The organism is Fibrobacter sp., assembly GCF_045112255.1.
Taxonomy (GTDB): domain Bacteria; phylum Fibrobacterota; class Fibrobacteria; order Fibrobacterales; family Fibrobacteraceae; genus Fibrobacter.
The window spans coordinates 1-16,294 of sequence record NZ_JBGUHR010000124.1; the positions used below are offsets into that span (position 1 = coordinate 1).

Consider the following 16,294-nt stretch of genomic DNA (forward strand, 5'->3'; position numbering starts at 1 on the left):
CACCTACTTTGCACAGGTCTCCGTCGGTAACGCCAAGCAAAACATCAAGTTCACAACCGATGGCAGCTACAGCCAGACGCTCGGCGCACAGGCAAGCAACGGCGCTCTCATGAAAGACGCCGCCCAAGGCGAAGCGCTCCGCTTTACGCTCGATGGCTTTGACACGCTCACCGTGCCGCTCGGAACGCTCGACACGACCGTTGACGTGAAGCTCGCCAAGAGCACCCCTCCCGAACCGACATTCAAATTCGGCTACGCCATCGGCAACAAGCCGACCCCGAGTAAGGGCTGCGGCAGCAATTCCAAGTTGCAAAAGGTCAAGAGCGTCGAAAATGGCGACCAGTTCCAGATCCAGGTCGGCAGCGACAACCGCAAATACTTTATCACCTTGCCCAAGAACTACGACAACACAAAACCGCACAAGGTTCTGTTTGCATTGCACTGCTACGGCAGCAGCGGCGAAGACTTTGTGCACCACAGCGCCGACTACGATCACCCCACTCCGTATTACGGCCAGCAAGTGCTCGACAAGAACGGCGACTACATCTTTGTTTCGCTTGATGCAATCGGTGGCCTATGGAACAAGGGCCAGAGCGACCACAATTTCTTCGCCCAGACACTTACGACTCTGAACGAAAACTACTGCATTGACACGAGCCGCGTGTTCATTACGGGCTTCAGCTATGGCGCCATGTTCAGCTATTCCTTGATGCAGGACATGCAGAGCCGCGTCCGCGCCGCAGCCACCTATGCTGTCGCCGACTATAACATTTGGCTCCCCGAAGGCAACAACATGAAGAACTTGCCAATTGCCTGGATGAATGTCCACGGCGTCAACGACGGCAGATGCGATTACAACCGCGCGAAGAACAGTGCCCTCCCGCGCATTCTGAAGCGTAACGGCAAGGCCGATGCAAACGGAGACTTCACTGACGCAAGCGCCGAAAAGCCCGAAGAAGTGAACGGTAAAACCGGACACGTCTGCTACGACTTCAAGAATGTCGATGAACGCTTCCCAGTCAAGTGGTGCAGCTGGCCGGGAGACCATCAGTGGACTGCCCACGACACCGGCAACATGGGCGTCGGCTGGAACTGGGAACAGACCTGGGTTCCTGAAGAAGTCCACAAATTCTTCGAACAGTTCTAGAAATTTCTACACACTCTCTAAACGTTCATGGGTTCGCCGGAAATGGCGAACCCTTTTTCGAACAAATTTTAACATCATTACATATTTTATTCTTACGGAAATTAGATTATATTAAAGATAAGAGGAGTGTGTTTGAATCATGAAAAAATCCGTAGCCTTCACCCTACCCTTCGTGCTGGCATCAGCACTTACCACGGCATCTGCATTCACGCTAAACGGAACAGTCTATGACGAATCCGGGAATCCAGTTTCGGGTGCGCTCGTAAAACTCATCGTCAAGGGAGACTCCGCCCAAACGGATAAAGACGGCAAGTTTTCCATCCACGAAGATGAAGAAGTATCCTTGCGTCCCGGCAATTTCACGCCCGGACACATCAGCGTCAGCGATGGTGTGCTACGTTATGCACAGAGCAGCAACACTCCCGTACAAGTAAGCATCTTCGATGCGACAGGGAATCAAGTCCTTCGACAGGAACTGCTCGGTTCAGGGCAGGTGGACTTGAGGCAAGGCGTCACCACCCAAGGTTCCTATTTTGCAAAAATCCGTGTCGGCAGCGCCGTCAAGACCGTGCAATTCACCGCAAACGGCAAACAGTTCAATAGCGCCATCCGCGAAAACCGAGGCCGCAAGGCATTGCTAAAGCCCAGCGAAGGAGACTCGCTACGCGTCACAGCTCCAGGGTTCGACACATTAAACGTCGCCCTCTCCAATCTCGACACAACCATAACACTGAGACTCCTAAAGACATCCGACGAGCGGACTTATGCATTCGGCTATGCCATTGGCAACAGGCCCACGCCAAGCAAGGGCTGCGGCAAGGACAACGCGCTGAAAGATTACTTCTTGTTCACCGGTGGAGGCATCGAACACGAGATTTACCTCACCATGCCCGAAAATTACAACAAGAACAAACCCTACCGTCTTGTATTCGGTATGCACTACATGGGCGGTTCCGCCAAAAACGTGGCAACGAGAGAGGCTTATTACGGATTCCGCAACCAGGAGGGCGCCAAGGAAAACACCATCTTCGTGGCACCGCACGGATACACGGATGAAAACGGCAAAGAAAATCCATGGCGTTGCGGAGACGACAAAGACCACCTCTTCTTTGATGAACTTCTCACCTACCTGAACGAAAACCTCTGCGTCGATACATCGCGCGTATTTTCTATAGGGTTCAGCTTTGGCGCCATGTTCAGTAACGCGCTTGCCCAGGATTTCCAGCACCGCTTACGCGGCGTTGTCGTATTCGCGACGATGGACCAGGTAATCTACATGCCCAAAAACAAAGGCTTACCCATCGCATGGATGGGAACGGTCGGCATGGAAGACAACCTGTGTACACCAAAGCTCGGACGCAGCGCCCGCGACAGGATCCTCAAGAACAACGGTAAACCCGATGATGACGGAAACTTCACCGACGCCAGAAGCGAAGTGGCCGAAGAATACACCGGCAGCGGTAAGCACGTGTGCTATGACTACAAGACCGTCGATCCACGCTTCCCCGTGAAGTGGTGCACGTTCAAGGGCGAACACACATACAACCCCCGCGAAGACGGCGAAGTGTGGACAACCAAAACCGGCTGGGAATTTATTACGCAGTTCTAAAAAAAAGAAGATTCCGGCCCAGTGGCCGGAATGACGAAAAAACGACCCCGGAATAAATCCGGGGGTGACAATGCATCAAGTAATTTAACTGGATCCTTCGTGCTTACGCACTCAGGATGACAGAAAAAACGAACGAAAAACGCCCAGTATTAACTGGGCGTGATCGCGAGAGCGAGGCGATATTACATCTTATTTTTGCAATAGAGCCGAGCGGTCTTATTAGATGAGTTTTTCCACTTTAGCGCACAAATTTTCAGCCTCTTCAGCAGTCGGAGCTTCGGCAATCACGCGGATCACGGGTTCCGTGTTGCTCGCGCGCACATGCACCCAGAACTTTTCGCTGCCGAGCCAGAGGCCATCGCGTTCATCCGTCTTCCAGCCGGCAAATTTAGCCTTGACCTTCGGGAGAATGTCTGCAACCTTCTTGTCGCCGAGTTCGAACTTTTTCTTCGGCATCACGTAGGCCGGATTTTCTGCCACAAACTTTTCCGGGCCGCCATTGTGGTGGGCCATCCAGCTAAGCACAAGTGCAGCAGCCACGAGGCTATCGCGACCGTAGTGGAGCGCCGGGAGAATCACGCCGCCGTTGCCTTCGCCACCGATAACGCAACCGTTCTCGATCATCTGGAGGCTAACATTGATTTCACCGACCTTCGCGCGGCTGAATTCGCAACCGTACTTGGCAGCAACATCTTCGTTCATGCGGCTTGTAGAAAGGTTCACGCAAACGCTACCCTTCTTTTGCGCAAGCACTTCATCCGTCGCAATCGCAAGCGTGTATTCTTCACCGATACTTTGTCCCAAGCCATCGACGAGAGCGCAGCGGTCTGCATCCGGGTCCACAGCAAAGCCGACAGCGCAACCATTATCCTTGACAGCCTTGCGCAAGTCACCGAGATTTTCAGGAATCGGTTCCGCACCGCGCGGGAATGTGCCATCCGGGCTGCAATGAACGCGAACAACTTCGCAACCGAGCTGTTCCAACAAACGCGGCACGATAAAGCTACCGGCACCGTTCACAGCATCGACAGCGACCTTGAAATGCTTGGCCTTGATGGCTTCAACATCCACGAACGGAATCTTGAGTGTGCCATCGATGTGAATGCCATCGGCATCTGGAGCAACTTCGTACTTGCCCATCGTGCGGTAATCCGGATAGCTGAACTGGTTTGCATCGGCAAGAGCAAAGAGCTGCTTCACGTCATCCGGGCCGAGGAAAAGTCCCTTGTTGTTGAGGAACTTGAGAGCGTTCCATTCGAGCGGGTTATGGCTTGCGGTAATGATGATACCCGCATCAGCCTTGAAATGCGTCGTCAAAAGTTCCACGGACGGAGTCGTCGAAAGGCCTACATCCACCACATCCACGCCAGAAAGGCGGCAGATGCCAGCGACATACTGCACAATCGCATCACCTGTGGGGCGGCTATCACGGCCAATCACCACGCGCTTTGCCTTCGTGATTTCGAGGAAAGCACGTACATGGCTCTGCAAAACCTGCGGAGTAAGGGTATCGCCAACGATTCCGCGGATACCAGAAATAGAACGCATTAATTTAGACATATTTTCTCCATTAAATTAAACTTATCCGAGTTCCGGGACCGTCGCATAAAAGACGAGATCTTCCGGACCTTCGTTAATCAAGCTGTGGGAGTGACCCTTCGGGCAGAAATGGCACTGGCCAGCTTCGACATATTCAACGCCGTCATCAAAAAGAACCTTGCCCTTCCCCGAGACAAAGAACATAATTTCACTGTTGGTTTCGTGCTTGTGGTAACCGATAGAAGCGCCAGCCTCGAGCGTTCCGTGCATAATGCGCGTCGTACCGTCGAAATACATCTTGGCCTTGTATTCTTTTTCGCCGCCCTTAAAATTCGGGAGCACCGTTGTTTCCATGCCTTTTAAATCAATAATCATTATGACCTCTTTGAACGAGGAAATAATAGAATTTTAAAAAGCAAGCGCCACCTTGATCACCTAGCCGCCACGGCGATATCCGCTCAAAGCAAGGGACACAATCGCAGGAACATAGAACAGCCATATAAAATTATTCGAGACAGAAGCCAGAACTTCCATGGTCGAATGATCTGCGCCTGTCAAAAGCGAAATCCCAGTAAGTATGTCGCAACACGAGAAAAGCACCATTCCAAGCATTATAAGCCAAGCATTGTTCTTCGGGAAAAACCCAACACCCGTCGTTTTGCACGCAACAATCAGAGAACACAACAGCGTCGGCGCATAAGCGAGGGCTGCCATGAGCATCAGGGATTCGAGCACCTGAAAATACGCCAGAAAAACCATCGCAATAATCGCCGCAAGCGGGATACAGCAGATCCACGGAAAACTCCAATCGTCATCGCTAGTGCGCGTATGACGATAAATAAAAATCATCTGCGCCACAAAGAAAAAACAAATCCCAAGTGAAATAAAGTTTTCACGATTTTCAACCGTACCAAAATAATTATACAGAATTTTAAAACAAAAGTCGGCACAAAGAATCATCACAAACGCAGACTGTACAAAGAAACGATCTCGACTCGCTATTTTGCGTTTGCCAATAAAGAAAGCAAGCAAAGTCGTCAAGAAAGTCACAATAAACTTGGTGATATTCTGATAATCACTCGTAGAATCTAGGCAAGACTGTACAGCACCGCACTGGTGAAGGACAAACCAATCACGAGCAAAAAAAGTCACAAAAAGTGCGGCGATAATAGCAACAAATAAAGAAACTACTTTCGAGTAAACCATATTTTAAATATACAGCGGACTCGAGCAAAAAGGAAAAGAAAGTTTGAAAATTTTCTTGTATGCGACAATTAATATGTCATGTCCCGCACATGCGGAGTTCTAATTATCTTTCTTCGGCTTGATTTTCGCAGTCATGTAGCTGAGCACGAGGTTTTGCCATACAACGTAGCAAGTCGGGGCGAGCGCCACCACCGGACCTGCGTAAAGGCTAGAAACCCAAATGACAAGCGTCGTGTTCTTTTGCCCCATGCTCTGCGAGCCTTCAATCGGACGGCGACCGCGTTCGCAAACCCAGCCAAGCCAGAACTGCAAAAGACAAAGCACGAGAGACACCGCAGCCATAAGCGGAAGCTTTCCGCTATTCCACAAGTCAGCAAAGCCCATCTCACGAATATCGAAGCTAGCCTTGGACAAAATAATGAACACCGAGAACGTCCAGACGAACATCGTGTACTTCTGGAATTTTGCAGCACGGTCAGCAAGCTCCGGGTAAAAGTTGCGCAGTCCAAACGCAAACGCGAGTGGGATGCTGATAATCGGCTGGATCGTGTTGAAAATTTTCATCGCGATTTCAGAGAGGTTTGCCTCGGCACCCGTCAAATAGCCAAAAATCACTGGGATGCTAAAGCATGCGATCAGGTTTCCGCTGAGGAAAATCTTGAGTGCGAGAGACGCACTGCCGCCAAGCATTTTCGCCATCGCAGGGGCCGCATTCGCGGGCGGGCAAAGCGCAATAATCGCACCGCCCAAAAGCACTTCACGCGGCAAGTGGAAAAGTTCCACAACGCCCCAGAGGGCTGCAATCATCACGAGGCTTGCAACAAACGCGCGGGCTTCAATCTTGAACGTGTAACCGTGCGTCTGCGGCGGGATTTTCGTCACGAACGTGAGAAACATCATGATGCCGATAGTAAACGGCAAAAGCGGCGACAGAAAGTGCGCCTGAGGAATGAGGATGCCAGCGAGAATAGCGACCGGCATAAGAATAGCGCGTAAGTTACCCATAATTTTATTTCCGAGAGCAAAGGTAGTAAATTGATTTTTGGAAATCAAGAAAACACATCATGCGGGCGGGGCCCCAGCTCGGAGTTGCGAAGGCCGCACGGGCCCCTCCCTGCACCCTCCCCATCCTTGGCCGACGCTCCATTCTCACAACAACTCATCTTCTTTTTAATTAAACATTTTTCTCGCTTTCGTTATATATAAAAAAGCGGAGCCAAAGCTCCGCTTTTCTTACTAATATCAAATCGCTTACAGTTCAATAATTCTATCGTTTTGCAGCAATTGTTCGAAAGTCTGGCGTTCACGGATGAGCTTGATTTCGCCCTTCGTGTACATCGTTTCGGCAGCGTAGCGACGGCTGTTGTAGTTGCTGCTCATGGCGGCACCGTAAGCACCAGCATCATGGAGAATCAGGAGGTCGCCCACCTGAGCCTTCGGGAGCTTGCGCGTCACGACAAAGCCACCTTCTTCCTGCGTGAACACGTCACCGGATTCGCAGAGCGGGCCTGCGACAACAGCGTCAACAGTTTCGTTAAGTTCACGACCGTCACGGGCGACCACAGAAATAGCGTGGTAGCTACCGTAGAAGCTCGGACGAACGAGATCGGTAAAGCCAGCGTCGAGCAAGTAGAACAAATTATTTCCCTGCTTTTTGACAGCGCGGATTTCAGCAACGAGATAGCCACTTTCTGCAACAAGGTAACGGCCCGGTTCCACTTCGAGATGGACATCGTGACCAATGCTCTGCTGGATGCGCTTGCGAGCGTTGTCCCACAAGTCGTAGTAAGCCTTCACGTCAATGCGGTTGCCCTTCTCTTCTTCGTGATACGGAATCGGGAGGCCACCACCAGCGCTGATCGTGCGGAGGTGAGAGCCAAGGTGACGGCTAGCATCCACCATAGCATCGCAAACCTGGGCCAAGTGTTCAAAGTCCGCACCAGAACCGATGTGCATGTGCAAACCGGTAATCCACATGCCGTTGCTCTGGGCAAGCTTGATGCAGTCCTTGATCTGTTCGTGCCAAATGCCGTGCTTGGAAAGGTCGCCACCGGTATTCGTCTTGCGGGAGTGACCATGGCCAAAGCCCGGATTCACGCGGATCGTGAGTTCAGACTTCACACCGAAATCAGCAAGTTGCTGGATCATGTCCGGCGAACCCACGTTCACGGCGATGTCGTACTTCTTCACGAGTTCGAGAGCGTCACGATCGAAGATATCGGCAGTGTAGACGATTTCGGGAACCTTGCCCTTCTGCTGTCCACCCTTGAAGCCGGCCTTGAGGGCGCGCACGATTTCGCCAGCAGAGACTGCATCGACAACGCAGCCAAGCTTGCGGATGAGCGAAACCACAGAAAGGTTCGGGCATGCCTTTTGAGCAAAGCGCACAGTGTCAAAAACCTGCACGTCCTTTACAGCACGTTCAATCGTCGCACGGTCATAGATCCAAAGCGGTGTGCCGTATTCACTGGCCGCTTTCAAAAGCACTGAATCAGGAATGGAATATTTCATACGGCGCAAAGATAGAAAATAGCGCCTTGTGCTTAGAAGTCAAAACTTAGAATTGCAAGTTATTTTATGTTCTAAAAACTAAAAGCCAACAAAGCACCCACCGATTTTTGGAAGGGGTCGATTATCGGGATAAAATCCACCTTTACTTGCTGGGTCTTTGCGCGAAATTCTTCCGCCGTATTGCGATGTTTCTCAGACTCCTTGGTTTTTCCATTAGCTTTGACACTTTGCACCATACCTTCCGCAAATCCCATCACACCGCCAGCCAGCAAACAAACACTTGGGATCAATATAAAAGCCATAGCAATACCGCCACCTTCCAACGAGCCTTTCGCTTTGGAGGTAGACCATATTGTACCGGCCCCACCCAGCACGGTACCAACGATACCAAATACGATATTGCCGGTTGCTTCAAACGACAGCGAATCCGCTTCCGTTTTCAAGCGGACTGCTTCACTCTCATAATACGCTGCACTGTCGGTATAGTTTACAGAAGGGATTTCTTCGTGCTCGGCAAAAGCCATCGAGCAGAACAAAAGCAATATTGCAAATACAACTTTTCGCATTTTTATAAAATAGTTTATTTTACAACAAAAGGTCCCGGCATTCCAGAACCTTCTGATAAATAAATCGATAATCGAGACTATACGTGCTTAATCTTATTGTCGCCTGCATCCCAGTTCACACCGTCACAGACAAACTTGTATTCGTAGTCGCCCGGAACGAGAGAGATCTTCGCAACCCAAAGACCAGTCTTCTTGTCCTTCTTGAGCATGTCGGCATCGACAGTCCAATTGTTGAACGTTCCAGCAACAGAGACTGTTGTTGCAAGCGGGCAATCGGCGACGAACTCGACAGCAACCTTTTTCGGAGCAGCGGCCTTCGGAGCCTTGGCAGCGGCTTTCTTTGCCGGGGCCTTGACAGCCTTCACTTCGGCTTTCGGGGCTTCAACTTTGGCAGCCTTTGCGACCTTGGCAGGAGCCTTAGCCGGCTTTTCAGCCTTCGGCGCGGCCTTCTTTGCAGGGGCCTTCACGGTTTTTGCAGCAGCTTTCGCGGCAACTTTCGTCTCGGTCTTCTTAGCAGCAACCTTCTTTGCAGGCTTTTCGACCACAGTTTTAGAATTCTTAGACATAATTATCTCCTCTTAATTCTTAGCAACTTAAAATTTAGTAAAAAAAAATTTATTTTGCTATATTTGAAATATGCTTAAACAAATCATCGCACCCAGCGTCTTGAACGCAAACTTTCTCTCTCTCGGCGACGGTCTCAAGGCCATCGAAAACGGAGGCGCAGGCCTCGTTCACCTGGACATCATGGATGGGCACTTTGTTCCAAACATCAGCTTTGGCCCGGGCATCTCTGCCTGCGTCAAGAAAGGTACCAAGCTCCCGCTCGATTGCCATTTGATGATCGAGAATCCAGAGAACTATGTGGGTGAATTTGCTAAAGCAGGCGCAAGCATCATCAGCGTACACGCCGAAACCACAAACCACCTCGACCGCCTTCTGCACCAGATTGCAGAACTCGGCGTCAAGCCCGCTGTTGCCATCAACCCGGCCACCCCGCTCGAAAGCATCAAGTACGTGCTCGACATTGTGGACATGGTACTCATCATGTCCGTGAACCCGGGATTCGGCGGCCAGAGCCTCATTCCCTACTGCCTCGACAAGATTCGCGAACTCCGCGCGCTCAAGCCGGAACTCAACATCCAGATTGACGGCGGCGTGAAGCTCGACAACATCCTCGCCTGCAAAGAAGCGGGCGCAAACATCTTCGTCGTCGGGAGCGCCATTTTCGGAAAGCCCGACCCAGAAGCCGTTTGCCGTGAATTCGTGAATTTGGTCAAGTAGTCACTTTCAACAAACTCTAGAAGCGGCGAAGTACACCGATTTTATAAAGGACCGCAAGTACATTCAGATAGCGCCTATAATCGGGCATTTCGTCGCACTGATTTTCCTCGCAGTATTCGTCCATCTCCTGAATAACTCTTGGTATAGAGGCAAACTCTCTGTTTTTCAGGAGATTTCTTATTTTCTTACGGTTCCGCTCATCGTTTTCCTTATTGAGCAAGATCCTCTCAACTAGTTTGTACGGCAAAACCTTTACCGAATCCAGCGGAGCATCGTTCGGATTATCCCATAGCACTTCGGAATACCCATCGCCAAAGAAAATCCGCTTCACGTTCGAGCTTGGTATATAATATCCATAGCGGCGGATATCGATCAGCGAGTCGCTGTCCTGATAAAGAAAATACCCCGACTTGACAATCATCGTCATTGTAACAACCGAATCATGCGCCGGGCGAACCCACGTTTTTCCAACACGGTCGTAATAATAATCGACCCGGATTCTTACACGTTCCAAATTGATAAAATTAAATCGGCTTGAAAGTTGTCCGTACTTATTCCGAACATCTGCCGACGCTTTTTTTAAGAGAGCCTCATTTCTCAGCATCAAGTGCTCATTCACCGCGTTATAGAGACTTTCTGCATCGAACAAATTTTCACTATCGTCCAAAAAATCACGAGAGGCAGCTTCACCCGCCTCAATAACATTGCCATATACAGGAACAAACCGACTACCGGGAACATCCAGCTTTGAACTCACCAAAGGAAGTTCCATTCGCTTCGATATCAGCGAATCGATTTTTTCTTCGAAGATCTTATCAGCACCACGGTTCGTTGCACCTTGTGTTTCTGCGACCAGGGAAACAAGTACAAACAAAAAAAGGATAGAGCGCAATGTCATATCCACAATATATTTATTTAACTACATCGGGGCCGACGCAGTAGAAGCAAATAAGGCCGAAACAAAAACTATTGAAAGAACAATAATAAGATACCAGTTTTGCATGACATTAATATATACAGAAAAAAAGCAATAAATCATTCATTCAAAAAAAGTTACAAATTTACTACAAAGTTTATTTTACAAACAGGAAAGCCTTCCCGAATCCGGAAAGGCTTCATCACATATAGGGAGCGTTAAAAAACTAGAACTGCGTAATAAATTCCCAGCCGATATCAGAGGCCCAGAGCTTGCCGTTTTCACGCATATCCCACTGGTGGCCGCCATTGAACGTGCACCACTTCACAGGGAATCGCGGATCTACAGTCTTATAGTCATAGCAAACGTGGTTGCCGCCGGTGTATTCAGTAGCCTTCTCGCTGGTGCAGTCGGTATGGCCTTCGGGGCCATTGTTCTTCAAGATTCTGTCACGGGCACTGCGTCCCATGCTCGGCGGGCAGGTTCCATCGCTCAGGCCAACAGTACCCATCCAGGCAATCGGCTTGCCTGCATTTTTCGGAATGTAAATCACCTGGTCGGCAGTCGCAAACACCACGACACCGCGGAGACGATGCTGGAACGTCTGAGCAAGCGAGTTCGAGTACATGGCACCGAAGCTAAAGCCCGAAGAGAACACGCGAGACGTATCCACGCACAAGTTCTCGTTCAAGTGCGTAAGAAGTTCGTCAAAGAACAGGTGGTCTTTGTTATCGCCACAGCGCCATGGCATTTGGTCGGTGTAACCGTGCGGAGCCACAAAGATGGTGCTCTCCTTGGCACCCTTCTGGTCGCGGTAACCATAATAGTGTTCGTTCTTCGCCACGTTCTGTGCGGAACCGCCCATGCAGTGCATGCCGAACACCAAACGATACGGCTTATTCTTGTCGTAGTTGTCAGGCAAGTCGAGATAGACTTCGTGCTCGATACCGCCACCAGTGAACTTGAAGTAGTTCTTAAGCGTATTGTCCTTGCCACAGCCCTTGCTCGGCGTAGGATCGTTGCCAATGGCATAGCCGAACGCAAACGTCTTCTTGGTGGCAGCCTTGCTGAGTTTCAGATCGAGAGTCGTATCAAGTTTCGACAGGGGAACGAACAACGTATCATAATCTTCGGCAACGACACGCAACGTATCGATCGCATCGCCTTCCTTATGAAGCGCCTTCTTTTCTGCAGAACCGAAAGATCCAGAAGCGTAGCCATAAGTATTAAAGCGAACAGTTTCCTGCGCGGATCCCATCTGCACCTTTGCAACGAAAGTACCCTGAGCCTGAATCGAAGCGGCAAGATCAACAGTTCCAGAGCCTTGCAATGTCTTCGCAAGCACCTGGTTACCCATCATGTCAAAAACCTTGACCTGCACAGGAGCGCTACCGCCCTGGGTAAAATTCAAAATTCCGTTAATCAAGCTGAAATGCCCAACAGCGGCACGAGAACCGTGCAAGGACACTTCCTCTTCCTTAATGACAAAATTTCCAGATCGGTCCGTTTCAGCTTCTTTGCCCTTTTGGAGCAATTTCACTGTCGCTGCGATTGGCGAAGAATCATCTTTATCTTTAACGGTTCCTTTTAGGGTGTAGGCAGATGCCGCAGAAAAAGCGGTCGCCATAACAATGGGAAAAACAGAAAAGAAAATTCTTTTCATCCTCAGTCTCCTTTTCCCAAGACACCACAATCCTAGCTTTTAATATAAACCAAAGGCAATCAAAAAGTACCAGGTAAAAATAATTTTCAGCAATCCCCATTATGCAATATTTATATTTGCGCCGTTTTCAGGAAATAAGCAGCCATGCAAATATATGTAAACAAAATATTTAAAAATCCCATCGAGACCATCGAGATTTTTAATCCCAAAGATGTAAAATTTGCATTAGACCATATCGAAAAATTGCAACGCCAAGGCTATTACCTTCTCGGCTACATGCGTTACGACCTCAAGAAGCCAGCAGGCAACGCACCCCTCATCTACTTCGAAGCATACGAATCGTTCCAGCCGTTCGAAGAAAAAATTCCCGACTACAAAATCGGCACCATCGTAACACCACGCATATCCAAAGAAGAATACGCGCAAAAGATTAACTACATCAAAGAGCAAATCAAGAACGGAATTACATACGAAGTTAATTACACATACCCTTCAACGCTAAGAACAAACGCAATTGGATTAGATTTGTACCAGTTCCTTTTGCAAAACCAGAAGACTCCTTACAACGCGTTTTTGCAAAACAAGTACGAGACAATCTTATCGTTTTCGCCAGAACTGTTCTTCGTGAAGCGCGGCAACAAGATTTTGACAAAGCCCATGAAAGGCACACTCAAGCGCGGCAAGACTTCTGAAGAAGATGATGCGCTACAAAAATTCTTGCACAATGATTTGAAGAACCGCACCGAAAACGTCATGATCGTGGACCTATTGCGAAACGATCTCGGGAGAATTTCAAAGCCAGGAACCGTCCGCGCAGACAAACTCTTTGAAGTCGAAAAGCACAAAACCGTTTTCCAGATGACCTCCGAGATTTCATCGGAGCTGAAAGACGGCACAACGCTCTACGACATCATCAACGCCATTTATCCGTGCGGTTCCATCACGGGCGCGCCGAAAATTTCTACAATGGAAGTCATCGCCAATGCAGAACCGTTCCCGCGAGAGGTCTACTGCGGCGCCATCGGCTACATCCACGGCGATGAAATGATTTTCTCCGTTCCCATCAGAATCTTACAGAAAAAACAGGGCGAAACGGAATACAGATACGATGCCGGCGGCGCCATCACGTGGGCATCCACCGCAGACGACGAATGGAATGAGACAATGACCAAGGCAAGTTTTTTGAATACTGATTTTTCGCTGATTGAAACTGGCATCACCGATTTCGAGATGCATCTTGAACGTTTGAGAAATTCCGCAAACGCGCTCGGTTTCACCTGGAACAGCGACCTTGAAAAAATCAAGTTCAATAGCTCCGTCGTGAACAGGATTGAGCTTTTCAAAGACGGTCACTTTGAACTCACGACAAGGCCGATTCCCGCCCCCAAGCAAGATCCGAAAATCAAAATCGTACACAAAGTAGATTCATCCAACCCATTTCTGTATCACAAGACGAGCATCCGCCTGCCTTTCCCGAAAGAAGTCTTCGATGAAATCTGCGTGAACGAGAAAGGCGAAATCACCGAAGGCACGTTCACGAACATCGGCATTCTGAAAGACGGCATCATCTACACGCCGCCCATCGAATGCGGGCTTTTAAACGGCATCACAAGGCAAAAGCTTTTGAACGAAGGCAAGGCCAAAGAAAAAATCCTGTACCCGAGCGACCTGAAGACCGCCGAGAAAATCTACTGCTTCAATTCCGTCCGCGGCATCGTGGAAGTCGAACTGTGCGAGTAATCGCCTTATAAAATTGGCGATGCCGGAATAAATCCGGCATGACAATGCAAAAAAGCGGGCATAACGCCCGCCTAATCCCAAAACACACAACCTAGCGCAAACTTACTTCACAACAGCATTGGCATGGCCCAAATAAATGGCCTGCAAAGCGCCAGCGAGGTACGCAAGCGGCGCATTCCAGTTGATAGCCACTTCATTTGTCGCATAACTGCAACGGTTATCGATGTAAGCAAGTGCCGGTTTGTCCGCAACAGCGTAGTTCGGGCACTTCCAGAGTTCCTTGCCGTCGAGGTTGATATCCTGCTTGCCCAAGTGCGGGCCGCCCACGAGCATGCCCGGGACCGGATCATCGACAAAGTCCGATTCACTCACGCGATGGTGCGGGAAACGCGGGCTTCTGTAGCCAAAGCCAGTCACGTACGTCATTTCAATCGGGTTCTTGCCCAAGAGGTAGTCGAGGCACTGCTGGGCGCCATCCAAATAGCTCTTGTCGCCCGTGACGTAATAAGCATGGAGCAACACGATTCCGTTATTCGCCATGGCACTGTTACTGCCCCAGTTCCAGCTAGACGGAAGAGCCGGGAGCCTGTAAGCGCTTGTATCGCCAACCGCACGGAGTTCATTTGCAGCGGCAAGCAAAGCCTTGCGAGCAGCACCACCGAGCTTTGCGCCAAAATCAGCCGAGTCCAGCGCCACATGGTAAACGGCGAGCATGTTCACATCACCCCACCACGGTCCATCGCTTCTGAGCTTGTAAGCGCTCAAGTCGTTGAGATAGTTCTTCTTCTTTGTCGCGCGGAAAAGTTCCGTTGCAGCAAGAGCAAATTCATCCTTGCCGTCTTCGCCGCCGTACGTATAGTCACCCGTCTGCACATCGGAGGGCTGCTTGTACAAAGCCTTCGGATTGTGCTTGGCCCAGTAATAGGCGGCACCAGAAGCCTTGAGCATGCGGTCTGCAAAAGCTTTGTCAAACGGCGCATACACGCGGGAAGCCTGAGCCATCACGGCAGCAAAGTCAAGCGTTGCAGTCAAGCTCTTTTCAATCGCATAGCGCTTTGCACCATCAATTTCGGGCATCGTGCTGGAGCCGAACTTGAGCGACGTGAGCTTGTGGTAAACGGCACCGTCCTTGTCCTGCATCGAAAGCATCCAGTCCAGATTCCAGCGGATTTCTTCAAGAAGTGCCGGCATCTTCGGGAATTCACGCGGGATGTTCCACTGGAGCGTATCCATGAACGCCGGGAAGTGTTCATAAAGTTCCAAAAGCGTAAACACGGTAATGCCCGAGTTCACAATGTACTTGCCGTAGTCACCGGCATCGTACCAACCGCGCTGCGACTTGATAATCTTCGGGTCAGCCTTCTTGGGAGCAGGCTTGCCCTTGGACTGCGCCACAACCGTCGCCGTCGGCAAGTCTGTACCATAAACCGTCACGCTATCGTCAATGTGGCCTGCCGCACGCGCCCACTTGCCTGCATAACGCGTATCTAGAGCCATGCCTGCGCGCTGGAAATAAAACCACTTGAGGGCAGCCTTCGTCAAATCTTCGTAAACATGTTCGCCAATCACGACCGGATTGCCGATATAGCCATCTCTGTACAGGCGATACGTGCCCGGCTTCTTGATCGAAGAAATATCGTACGTCTGGACTTCTTCGCCGCTGTAATCCCAGTCATAGACCATCGGAGCTTCGAGCGCAAGCACCGTGTTGCCCGCCATGTCACGGACTTCAAACGGATTAGCATCATTGCCTGGTATAACCACAATCTTTTCAGATTCAGGAGCAAAACCGAGCTGGTTCACCAACGGAATTGCAAAAGTCGGCACCGCAAGAGCAAGCGCGGCAAATAGATGTTTACGCATACAAAACCTCATTTTTGTTAAAAAATACCTTTTCTTTTGCGAAATCGTACCCACACTATGCACTTTAATGTTTACTATAGGCAACGCCAAGTGTATCGAGTGTATTTATAAAAATGCAAAAAAAAAAGAAGTCCGTCTCCAACACAGACGGACTTTCTTTTTGCGGGAAGCTAGGCACCGATAAAAATCAGGACGCCGCTCAGTGCGAGGAGCAGAACGCCCCACACCGTCTCGACGATGGGACCGAGCC

General features: G+C 50.0%; 14 protein-coding genes. 4 read left to right on the forward strand and 10 right to left on the reverse strand.

What is annotated here, in order from left to right; genetic code table 11:
- Nucleotides 1-1,147 (forward strand): alpha/beta hydrolase family esterase (locus ACJMM9_RS16015; protein ID WP_405329200.1); only part of this gene is annotated, 1,147 nt, incomplete at its 5' end.
- Between the two features lie 139 nt (nucleotides 1,148-1,286).
- Nucleotides 1,287-2,756, forward strand: coding sequence for an esterase (locus ACJMM9_RS16020; RefSeq protein ID WP_405329202.1), 1,470 nt, complete (start codon nucleotides 1,287-1,289; stop codon nucleotides 2,754-2,756).
- Nucleotides 2,757-2,975: 219 nt separating this feature from the next.
- On the opposite strand, the gene glmM is transcribed toward ACJMM9_RS16020, so the two are convergent.
- From glmM to ACJMM9_RS16055, 7 genes are all read right to left on the reverse strand, one after another.
- Nucleotides 2,976-4,316, reverse strand: a complete 1,341-nt coding sequence (glmM, locus tag ACJMM9_RS16025; RefSeq protein WP_405329205.1) for a phosphoglucosamine mutase — start codon at nucleotides 4,314-4,316, stop codon at nucleotides 2,976-2,978.
- 21 nt (nucleotides 4,317-4,337) lie between these two features.
- Nucleotides 4,338-4,670: a cupin domain-containing protein gene (locus tag ACJMM9_RS16030; protein ID WP_015732050.1), complete on the reverse strand. Its 333-nt coding sequence runs from the start codon at nucleotides 4,668-4,670 to the stop codon at nucleotides 4,338-4,340.
- Between the two features lie 60 nt (nucleotides 4,671-4,730).
- Nucleotides 4,731-5,501 (reverse strand): hypothetical protein, encoded by a 771-nt coding sequence (locus ACJMM9_RS16035; RefSeq protein WP_405329208.1) that lies wholly within the window; start codon nucleotides 5,499-5,501, stop codon nucleotides 4,731-4,733.
- A gap of 99 nt (nucleotides 5,502-5,600) precedes the next feature.
- Nucleotides 5,601-6,506, reverse strand: coding sequence for a hypothetical protein (locus tag ACJMM9_RS16040; protein ID WP_405329211.1), 906 nt, complete (start codon nucleotides 6,504-6,506; stop codon nucleotides 5,601-5,603).
- 246 nt (nucleotides 6,507-6,752) lie between these two features.
- The gene (gene lysA / locus ACJMM9_RS16045; protein WP_405329213.1) at nucleotides 6,753-8,012 is read right to left on the reverse strand and encodes a diaminopimelate decarboxylase; all 1,260 of its coding nucleotides are present in this window, start codon (nucleotides 8,010-8,012) and stop codon (nucleotides 6,753-6,755) included.
- Between the two features lie 71 nt (nucleotides 8,013-8,083).
- Nucleotides 8,084-8,578 (reverse strand): hypothetical protein, encoded by a 495-nt coding sequence (locus tag ACJMM9_RS16050; protein WP_405329216.1) that lies wholly within the window; start codon nucleotides 8,576-8,578, stop codon nucleotides 8,084-8,086.
- Nucleotides 8,579-8,655: 77 nt separating this feature from the next.
- Entirely contained in the window at nucleotides 8,656-9,144 is a 489-nt protein-coding gene (locus ACJMM9_RS16055) for a glycogen-binding domain-containing protein (protein WP_405329219.1), read from the reverse strand.
- A 70-nt stretch (nucleotides 9,145-9,214) separates the two neighbouring features.
- Between ACJMM9_RS16055 and rpe the strand changes: the two genes are divergently transcribed.
- Complete coding sequence (gene rpe, locus ACJMM9_RS16060; protein WP_405329221.1) at nucleotides 9,215-9,862, forward strand: ribulose-phosphate 3-epimerase; 648 nt, start codon at nucleotides 9,215-9,217, stop codon at nucleotides 9,860-9,862.
- 16 nt (nucleotides 9,863-9,878) lie between these two features.
- On the opposite strand, the gene ACJMM9_RS16065 is transcribed toward rpe, so the two are convergent.
- Nucleotides 9,879-10,760 (reverse strand): hypothetical protein, encoded by an 882-nt coding sequence (locus ACJMM9_RS16065; RefSeq protein ID WP_405329232.1) that lies wholly within the window; start codon nucleotides 10,758-10,760, stop codon nucleotides 9,879-9,881.
- Between the two features lie 244 nt (nucleotides 10,761-11,004).
- A complete protein-coding gene (locus tag ACJMM9_RS16070; protein ID WP_405329223.1) occupies nucleotides 11,005-12,441 on the reverse strand; it encodes an esterase in 1,437 nt (478 codons plus the stop codon).
- A 144-nt stretch (nucleotides 12,442-12,585) separates the two neighbouring features.
- Between ACJMM9_RS16070 and ACJMM9_RS16075 the strand changes: the two genes are divergently transcribed.
- On the forward strand, nucleotides 12,586-14,181 hold the full coding sequence (locus tag ACJMM9_RS16075) for a chorismate-binding protein (protein ID WP_405329226.1): 1,596 nt from the start codon (nucleotides 12,586-12,588) through the stop codon (nucleotides 14,179-14,181).
- Nucleotides 14,182-14,283: 102 nt separating this feature from the next.
- Here the strand turns inward: ACJMM9_RS16075 and ACJMM9_RS16080 are convergent, their stop codons facing one another.
- Nucleotides 14,284-16,044 (reverse strand): glycoside hydrolase family 9 protein, encoded by a 1,761-nt coding sequence (locus tag ACJMM9_RS16080; protein WP_405329229.1) that lies wholly within the window; start codon nucleotides 16,042-16,044, stop codon nucleotides 14,284-14,286.
- Nucleotides 16,045-16,294: the final 250 nt, after the last annotated feature.

Bases quoted from the DNA above. Each gene is read 5' to 3' on its own strand.
- glmM (WP_405329205.1), bottom strand. From the start codon at position 4,316: ATGTCTAAATTAATGCGTTCTATTTCTGGTATCCGCGGAATCGTTGGC.
- ACJMM9_RS16035 (WP_405329208.1), bottom strand. From the start codon at position 5,501: ATGGTTTACTCGAAAGTAGTTTCTTTATTTGTTGCTATTATCGCCGCA.
- ACJMM9_RS16040 (WP_405329211.1), bottom strand. From the start codon at position 6,506: ATGGGTAACTTACGCGCTATTCTTATGCCGGTCGCTATTCTCGCTGGC.
- rpe (WP_405329221.1), top strand. From the start codon at position 9,215: ATGCTTAAACAAATCATCGCACCCAGCGTCTTGAACGCAAACTTTCTC.
- lysA (WP_405329213.1), bottom strand. From the start codon at position 8,012: ATGAAATATTCCATTCCTGATTCAGTGCTTTTGAAAGCGGCCAGTGAA.
- ACJMM9_RS16080 (WP_405329229.1), bottom strand. From the start codon at position 16,044: ATGCGTAAACATCTATTTGCCGCGCTTGCTCTTGCGGTGCCGACTTTT.
- ACJMM9_RS16030 (WP_015732050.1), bottom strand. From the start codon at position 4,670: ATGATTATTGATTTAAAAGGCATGGAAACAACGGTGCTCCCGAATTTT.
- ACJMM9_RS16055 (WP_405329219.1), bottom strand. From the start codon at position 9,144: ATGTCTAAGAATTCTAAAACTGTGGTCGAAAAGCCTGCAAAGAAGGTT.
- ACJMM9_RS16050 (WP_405329216.1), bottom strand. From the start codon at position 8,578: ATGCGAAAAGTTGTATTTGCAATATTGCTTTTGTTCTGCTCGATGGCT.
- ACJMM9_RS16070 (WP_405329223.1), bottom strand. From the start codon at position 12,441: ATGAAAAGAATTTTCTTTTCTGTTTTTCCCATTGTTATGGCGACCGCT.
- ACJMM9_RS16075 (WP_405329226.1), top strand. From the start codon at position 12,586: ATGCAAATATATGTAAACAAAATATTTAAAAATCCCATCGAGACCATC.
- ACJMM9_RS16020 (WP_405329202.1), top strand. From the start codon at position 1,287: ATGAAAAAATCCGTAGCCTTCACCCTACCCTTCGTGCTGGCATCAGCA.
- ACJMM9_RS16065 (WP_405329232.1), bottom strand. From the start codon at position 10,760: ATGACATTGCGCTCTATCCTTTTTTTGTTTGTACTTGTTTCCCTGGTC.